Origin of the sequence: Desulfosporosinus lacus DSM 15449, assembly GCF_900129935.1 — a bacterium.
Taxonomy (GTDB): domain Bacteria; phylum Bacillota; class Desulfitobacteriia; order Desulfitobacteriales; family Desulfitobacteriaceae; genus Desulfosporosinus; species Desulfosporosinus lacus.
Genome location: NZ_FQXJ01000036.1, coordinates 23,053 through 31,249, shown reverse-complemented (window position 1 = coordinate 31,249; position 8,197 = coordinate 23,053). Strand labels below are relative to the sequence as shown.

Annotated in this window: 5 protein-coding genes, 7 tRNA genes and 1 other annotated feature; all 12 genes read left to right on the top strand. The window is 41.3% G+C overall.

What is annotated here, in order from left to right:
* Positions 1-1,084 precede the first annotated feature (1,084 nt).
* On the top strand, positions 1,085-1,384 hold the full coding sequence (locus tag BUB11_RS25370; protein ID WP_427846338.1) for a hypothetical protein: 300 nt from the start codon (positions 1,085-1,087) through the stop codon (positions 1,382-1,384).
* Between the two features lie 364 nt (positions 1,385-1,748).
* On the top strand, positions 1,749-3,029 hold the full coding sequence (locus tag BUB11_RS25365; RefSeq protein WP_073033292.1) for a glycosyltransferase family 2 protein: 1,281 nt from the start codon (positions 1,749-1,751) through the stop codon (positions 3,027-3,029).
* 256 nt (positions 3,030-3,285) lie between these two features.
* A tRNA-Val gene (locus BUB11_RS25360) sits at positions 3,286-3,361 on the top strand.
* Positions 3,362-3,477: 116 nt separating this feature from the next.
* Positions 3,478-3,553: transfer RNA gene (locus tag BUB11_RS25355), tRNA-Asp, on the top strand.
* Positions 3,554-3,626: 73 nt separating this feature from the next.
* Positions 3,627-3,702, top strand: a tRNA-Phe gene (locus BUB11_RS25350).
* A 4-nt stretch (positions 3,703-3,706) separates the two neighbouring features.
* Positions 3,707-3,781: transfer RNA gene (locus BUB11_RS25345), tRNA-Gly, on the top strand.
* A gap of 8 nt (positions 3,782-3,789) precedes the next feature.
* A tRNA-Cys gene (locus tag BUB11_RS25340) sits at positions 3,790-3,864 on the top strand.
* A gap of 8 nt (positions 3,865-3,872) precedes the next feature.
* Positions 3,873-3,960 (top strand) — tRNA-Leu (locus tag BUB11_RS25335).
* 3 nt (positions 3,961-3,963) lie between these two features.
* Positions 3,964-4,040: transfer RNA gene (locus BUB11_RS25330), tRNA-Val, on the top strand.
* Between the two features lie 288 nt (positions 4,041-4,328).
* Positions 4,329-5,780, top strand: a complete 1,452-nt coding sequence (locus tag BUB11_RS25325; RefSeq protein WP_073033287.1) for an aminotransferase class I/II-fold pyridoxal phosphate-dependent enzyme — start codon at positions 4,329-4,331, stop codon at positions 5,778-5,780.
* 2 nt (positions 5,781-5,782) lie between these two features.
* On the top strand, positions 5,783-6,637 hold the full coding sequence (gene speE / locus BUB11_RS25320) for a polyamine aminopropyltransferase (protein ID WP_073033286.1): 855 nt from the start codon (positions 5,783-5,785) through the stop codon (positions 6,635-6,637).
* Between the two features lie 220 nt (positions 6,638-6,857).
* Positions 6,858-7,730 (top strand): putative sporulation protein YtxC, encoded by an 873-nt coding sequence (gene ytxC, locus BUB11_RS25315; RefSeq protein WP_073033285.1) that lies wholly within the window; start codon positions 6,858-6,860, stop codon positions 7,728-7,730.
* Positions 7,731-7,831: 101 nt separating this feature from the next.
* Positions 7,832-8,054 (top strand) — a binding site (T-box leader).
* Positions 8,055-8,197 lie beyond the last annotated feature (143 nt).

Below are 8,197 nucleotides of genomic sequence, written 5' to 3'. Positions count from 1 at the left end.
CTTGAAACACGAGAATAGCAGTTGCTCGAAAGAGGTTACTTACTTGAAGATAGATTGGAAATCGAAAACAAACAGTAAGAACGCTTAGTGGAGATAGATAGGCAATACAAGGCACAAGCACATCTCATTATCAACTGAACCGCCGTGTACCGAACGGTATGCACGGTGGTGTGAGAGGACGGGGGTTAGTCACCCCCTCCTACTCGATTGTCATCCTTGCCACTTTATCTGGGGCGTCTTAAATTCGTCGGCGCCGACGAATTTGGAGAGTCGGGGTTCCACCCGTTCGGATCCACATTGCTGGAGTTTGCGTCGCAAGTCGCAATGTGGCGAAAAGCTCATTCCTTCGCCACGAAGTGTTCCTTTGTGGTAGGTGGCTCGGCGATACTCATCCTACGCCGATTAGTATTCTTTGGGGATCGCGGCTTCGGCGAAACCCTCCACTGGAGGCTTTCGTCACAGGACACTATCGTGCCTTTTGGATCGCACAGGTAACAAAAAACAGACTATCTATAACGAGATAGTCTGTTTTTGTAATTCCAAGAAATTAAGCTTGAAAGAAGCACCGGGGTTTCACCGCGTCCCAAACAAGGGCGCTTCGTGAGGTGGGGAGGAATGAAAGGTAAGCTATTCTTTTAGAGGGCCTTGGAAGGCACAGGTGACCTGTGTGTTGGCTAAGGCCGATGTTTAAAGATTGACGGCAAGGAAACGAGCACAGACAAAAGGGATGCCTTCATTTGAGGCAACCCTTTTGTCTGTTTACTAGATTCTACTATTTGTTGTTATGTCATAACTGCATGTTATAAACTGGATGATTTCAGCTGGTCGGGGTGTTTCTCTCTTTCATGTAGACTTGCGTCATATCCAAAACGGAACTTTTGGTCACAATAGGAACAATGTACAAATTTCCCATCTGGTGCAGGGACTGGCATGATATCCACCTCCTTGCTTGCGATTTTAACCAAATATGATCGTTTTTATACTTAATTTTTACCATTAGTTGTATTCTGTTTTACATAACACTTTGCTAATTCCCTCATAGAATAAGGATGAGGTGAGGAAAATGTGGCGTAGACGGATAAGGATGTTCAATACAGAATTAGAGTGGATGAAACGTGATATAATACGACGTTGGCGCTTGGATACGCCTACAGGTGTAATGGGTATACTACTATTGATTTCAGCCCTATTACTTTTTGTTGTTATAGGAGGAGGATTTGCTTATATTTTTCGCTCATTTGTTCCATGGGTTTCTGGATCGCGTGTTGGAGAGGTTTACTGGTATTCACTTGGTTTTGGAATAAAAGCAAGTTTTCTATTTTTATTATTTATAGGCTCTTTAATTATGTTCTTTTTACTTAAACTAAATGAACGGCGCAGATGATATTGTTCTAACCTAATACTGATAAATTATTTAGTGGCTAACTATAAAATTATTATATACCTATTTAAAAGATATTGGTATAATATTACATGTACCCTTTTACCCTATAGACCTTGACTAAGTTAGGGTATTGGCTTTGCCTTTGCCTGGCTATAATTTTAGCGTATTTAAATAAGTCTTTAAGAAAAGTCAGTTGCTCATTGATAAATCTTATCTCAGAACTAGTTCTAAGTATAGAGGTAAGAAAATAGAAGTTAAGTACAAGCTAAAGATGGACAAACTGTCTATAATTGTCGTAGATATCTTCTTGCATAGGGGCCATTCCTATGTTAGAATTTTATGGGTTAAGAAAGGGGTTGAATCTGTGGATTTTCTATCAGGAATTACGGGTACGCAGATATTTAATGTCATCATGCTGCCGATTCAAATTATTATCATCTTTTTAACCTTTTATTACTTTATTCTTTCAATGTTTGGACTTTACAGGAAACCAGAGGTTAAGATACATACGCCTGAGAAGAGCTTTGCAATAGTCGTTGCCGCCCATAATGAGGAGGCTGTTATTGGGCCATTGATAGAAAATTTAATCCAACTTGATTATCCAAAGAAGTTATACGATATCTTTGTTGTAGCAGATAATTGTACAGATAAGACATCCTTAATTGCAAAAAACGCTGGTGCTATTGTTCACCGTCGCTTTAATACTGAAAAGCGAGGCAAGGGGTATGCCTTAGAGTGGATGTTCTATCGTCTATTTAGGATGGAGCGACAGTATGATGCAATAATTATCTTTGATGCAGATAACCTCGTTAAAGAAAACTTCCTATTTGAAATGAATAGTAAGCTTTGCCAAGGGCATAAAATTGTTCAATGCTATTTAGATTCTAAAAATCCATTTGATACTTGGGTAACAAATACATTTTCCATCGCATTTTGGGTAACTAATCGAATGTTGCAGCTTGCAAGGTTTAACACGGGTCGTCTCTCGAATGTGCTGGGTGGGACAGGTATGTGCATTTCCACAGATGTTTTAAAAGAATTTGGTTGGGGAGCAACTTCCTTAACGGAAGATCTCGAGTTTAGCATGAAAGCCCTGTCTTATGGAATTAAAACGACGTGGGCACATGATGCTGTGGTCTATGATGAAAAACCATTGACCTTTATCCAAGCTTGGCATCAACGGAAACGATGGGCACAGGGGCAGGTCGACGTAGCGGGACGATATTTTTTCCCCTTAATTATCAAGGGAATAAGAGAAAAGAAAATAATGTACTTTGATGCTGCTATTCACCTCTTTCAGCCTGCACTAGTAATGATTGCTACTTTCTTTATGTTGACGAATCTTATAGATGCCTTCCAACCTCAATACACCCATGTATTTACATTAGTAATGCCATGGACGGGGTGGCAGATATTATCTGCTTTTCAGTATCTTTACCCAGTAGCGGCCTTGGCACTTGACCGTTTACCTTGGCGTGCCTATGTAGGGCTTATTCTATATCCGATTTTCATATATAGTTGGATTCCAATCGTGTTCTTGGGCTTCATAAATCGTAAAGACAAGCAGTGGTCACATACTAAGCATACTCGCTCACTCAGTATCGAAGAAGTTATCGTAAAACAAAAGAAAATATCCTCGAACTAATATTAGTTGGTCTATTCTCCTTAATTTATATTAGTTTGAGTTGTTGAACGAGCAACTATCTCAGTCACATAATATTTCTAGTCAGGAATATTATGTGACTGGAAGTTTTCCAGATACCAGAGTTATCTTGTTAGAAATGTAAGGGTAAAGATTGTAGTGGTATTTGGAAAGGTTGCCATTAATTTATATATGTAAATATGAAAAAAGGCTTTGACACATTGCTCATTTTTGTGTATACTCATAATCGTCAGTTCTCGGGTGATTAGCTCAGTTGGTAGAGCGCCTGCCTTACAAGCAGGATGTCGGCGGTTCGAGCCCGTCATCGCCCACCAGACTTGATATTCGAAGTTGATTACGAGGTTTGAAAGACCCTCGGAAAAGACTTTGAAAATATAGGGGTTATGTTCGAAGATCCAAATATCGAATATTGTACCTCGAACATGAGTAAGGCCCCGTGGTGTAGTGGTTAACATGCCTGCCTGTCACGCAGGAGATCGTCGGTTCAAGTCCGATCGGGGTCGCCATTTTTGAATCACAGTTCGTGATTTCATGGTCCTGAGATCAGGCAGTGAACTTCGAACAACCAGCATCGATTATGCCTCGGTAGCTCAGTCGGTAGAGCAGAGGACTGAAAATCCTCGTGTCGGCGGTTCGATTCCGTCCTGAGGCACCATAATGCGGGTGTAACTCAGTGGTAGAGTGTCACCTTGCCAAGGTGAAAGTCGCGAGTCCGAATCTCGTCACCCGCTCCATAATCTCTGGCGGCATAGCCAAGTGGTAAGGCAGAGGTCTGCAAAACCTCTATTCCTCAGTTCAAATCTGAGTGCCGCCTCCAATTCATCAGCCGATGTGGCGTAACTGGCAGACGCACGGGACTTAAAATCCCGCGGACTTAACATCCGTACCGGTTCGATTCCGGTCATCGGCACCATATGGGTTTGTAGCTCAGCTGGTTAGAGTACCGCGTTGACATCGCGGGGGTCGGAGGTTCGAGTCCTCTCAAACCCACCATATGAAATTAAGATTATCTTTTGTAATAGACCTGTCTGTCAACAAAAGAGCTGTTAATTACTCATTGATTTAGGTCAATGGGTAATTTTATTTTACTTGGCCATCCATAGCCCGCGCCTTAGCATCAGCCAAGTATTCTTTATAGCAAAATTGCCTCAGCACTTAAGACTATATAACAAATAAGTTCTAGTCCGTTTGTGAGATGAATTGGTATACCTGCAGTGATCTTGAATGATATCATGCATGAATCTCTAATGACTATAATGTTAGGGAAAGGTGGTGGTTTTTATGCATTTACTTTCGCAAGAGAAGGCGCCGATTTACGAGGCGCTACTAAAATATAAATCTATGCGGGTTGTACCGTTTGACGTGCCGGGACATAAGCAGGGCAAAGGAAACCCGGAGCTTACAGAATTTCTGGGTGAGAAATGCCTTTCAGTGGATGTTAATTCCATGAAACCGCTAGATAACCTTGTCCACCCAGTTTCCGTTATCAAGGAGGCAGAGGAATTAGCTGCTGATGCTTTTGGTGCTCATCATGCCTTCTTTATGGTCAACGGCGCCACCTCGGGTGTTCAGGCAATGATTATGAGCGTTTGCAAACAGGGCGATAAAGTTATCATGCCGCGAAATGTCCACAGAAGTGCCATTAACGCACTTATCATCAGTGGTGCAATCCCCGCTTATGTTAATCCGGGTGTTAATAAAGAGTTGGGGATACCCTTAGGTATGTCCATTGACGATGTAAAAAAAGCCATTGCGGAAAATCCGGATGCCAAAGCAATTTTTATCAATAATCCAACGTATTATGGTATTTGCTCTGATTTAAAGACCATTACAGAACTTGCTCATCGGCATAATATGTATGTCCTTGTAGACGAGGCGCATGGATCACACTTCTACTTCGGGGCTAACATGCCGATCAGTGCGATGGCGGCGGGAGCAGATATGTCTGCAGTAAGCATGCATAAAACAGGCGGATCCCTTACGCAAAGTTCATTTCTATTGAAAGGTGATCGTCTTAGCACCGGTCATGTGCGACAAACGATTAACCTGACTCAGACCACCAGTGGCTCATACCTTCTGCTGTCTTCTCTGGATATCTCTAGACGCAATCTAGCTCTGGGAGGAAAAAGCATCTTTGAAAAAGCCTCTGCCCTTGCAAACTATGCACGGGAGGAAATCAATAAGATTGGCGGTTACTACGCTTTTTCCACAGAACTGATTAATGGAGATTCAGTGTATGATTTTGACCACACAAAGCTCTCTGTCCATACCAGAGAAATAGGGCTGGCAGGAATTGAGGTTTATGATATTCTTCGGGATGATTATGGAATACAGATCGAGTTAGGTGATATCGGCAACATTTTGGCAATCATTTCTGTTGGGGATCGTGCACAGGCCTTGGAACGTCTTGTCTCTTCTCTCTCCGAAATAAAAAGACTATATATAAGAGATAAATCGGGAATGCTTGATCATGAGTATATCAATCCAGAGGTTGTGATGGCGCCGCAGAAAGCATTCTATTCCGACCAACATTCCATCCCCATCAAAGACAGTACAGGGTATATAAGCGGAGAGTTTGTTATGTGTTATCCGCCTGGGATTCCTATTTTGGCACCGGGAGAACGCATAACAGAAGAAATCATTGACTATATCGCTTATGCCAAGGCTAAAGGGAGCTCCTTAACAGGTACAGAGGATATGTCCATTGAGAACATCAGAGTACTGGAGGAATAACAATGGAATTATGGTACACAGAACAACACACAGACAATGTTCGCTTTTCCATCAAGGTGGACAAGCCCCTCTATACAGACCAGAGTGAATTTCAAAGAATTGACGTCTTCCACTCCAAGGAATTTGGCAATTTTTTTACGCTAGACGGCTTGATGATGGTTACCGAAAAAGATGAATTTATCTATCATGATATGATTGTGCATGTACCTATGGCAACCAACCCTAAGATTAAGAATGTTTTGGTCATTGGTGCAGGGGACGGTGGAACAGTGAGAGAGCTGACGCGTTACAGTACCATTGAAAAAATTGACATGGTAGAAATAGATAAAATGGTTGTAGATGTTTGCAGAGAGTATTTTCCCCAGACCGCTTGTAAGTTGGATGATCCAAGAGTACAGCTTTATTTTGAGGACGGACTAAAATTTGTTCGGTCCAAGGAAAATACGTATGATTTGATTATCGTTGATTCTACTGATCCTTTTGGTCCTGGGGAAGGGCTGTTTACAAAAGAGTTCTATGGAAACTGTTATAAAGCTTTAAAGGAAGATGGAATTCTCGTCAACCAGCATGAAAGTCCCTATTACCAGGAATATGCTAAATCTATGCAAAGAGCTCATAAGCGTATTCGAGAGCTTTTCCCAGTTTGCAGGGTTTATCAGGCTCACATTCCTAGTTATCCGTCAGGTCATTGGTTATTTGGCTTTGCGTCAAAAACATATGATCCATTAAGCGATATTGATGATAAGGCTTGGAACAGTCTTGGACTCAAAACAAAATATTATAACACTGAAATTCATAAAGGATGTTTTGCTCTGCCTAACTACGTATTAGAATTACTAGTCAATGCAGGAGAATAAAATGGAGTTTCATATAGCCCATCCTCATAATAATAAAGCTTCCCTTAGAGGGAGGCTTTATTATTTCTCTCGTTAATGCATGATAGAAGAATGAAATATTGCATTTCTGGAAATATTAAGGAATGTCCGAAGGCATTTTTAAAATTAAAAGTGCTTAGAGATTGGCCCAACCGAAATATGGCTTAAAGAAGGTCATATACTCTACTATGGAGGGGTGCCAGTGGAACATTCCGTGCAATTAGGGACGCAATATTATCGGGAGAGTATCTGTGCACGTTTACGAGAACTGCGCGACCAAGAAGAACTCCCCTTTCAAATCATAGAACATCAGCAGGGGAAGCGCTGGATTATTCAGTGTCAATTTCAAGATTCTTCGTTGGAGGCGACAGAAAATGATGGTATGGTCCAAAAAATCCACCGTTATTATTTAGCAAATGCCTTAGCTGAAACGATTTTGCTTCATTGGGAAAAAGACCATGTGGCACAAATGCTTAAGAAAAGGCAATACTTAAAGCAAGAGAATTGGCAAATGTTGCTTAAAAAGGCTTTGGATTATTTGAATAAAGGTTTAGGGCAAGTTCGAGGATATCGTGTTAACCGCAAGACAAGCTTGGTTACACAAATATTGAGTTGTTTGGACCATAGTACTGTTTTTGACATTGAAGGGTTTTTAAGGTTTCGTGCCCAAGAGTACAAGAACGAAGTGAATAAGGCAGTAGAATTCGCCATTGATGAGTATGTTGTTGAAAAGGAATACTTAGAATTTATTGAACTGCTAAAACATTTTGTAGATAGTCAAAAACCACGACTGGAGTATTTGCATGTCGGGATGACATCACAGGGGAAGTTTCATCTTTATAACAAGGACGGAGTTAAAGTCACCCATCAGTTTCTTGAGGATTACCAACTCGACAATGTTAATGAGCTAGGGTATGAGGATTTATTGGTGAGTGCATTAATTGCTGTTGCACCCCGCGAGATTACTTTACATATTCGTTACGAAGGGTTTAAAGACACTCTAGAAACGATTAGGAATGTTTTTGGGAATCGCGTACATGATTGCAAAGGGTGTTCCTTGTGTGAAAAGTTTTGACAGATAAGAGAGTTCTTTGTTATAATAAAATAGTTCCTTGCTATTATGTGAAATAAGGAATTGTATTAATGTGCTAAACTTATCATTGAGCACACATAAATTATAAATCGTTGAAAGGGAGAGTATTCTGAACTTCTATCGTGCAAGAGAGGGAATGCCAAAGGCTGAGAGCATTTCTAACGAAAGTACAGGAGAAAACCACCCTTGAGTGTTGGGCTGAAATGAGTAAGCTCAGCCGTTCCCCGCGTTAAGGGAGATCGAGTGAAAGGTTTTATCGAGCCTTTCAATTGGGTGGAACCACGGGAGTAAACTCTCGTCCCTACTAGGGACGAGAGTTTTTTATTTTAAAGTCAGAAAGTATAAACTTGCGTTATATACTTTCCAAGCATAGGTGCAATTAAGGCTGCCGCTGGCCAAGGATGGCCAAGTGTCCCTGTAGCCAAGGACGGCGAGAAGGGACCGCCTGC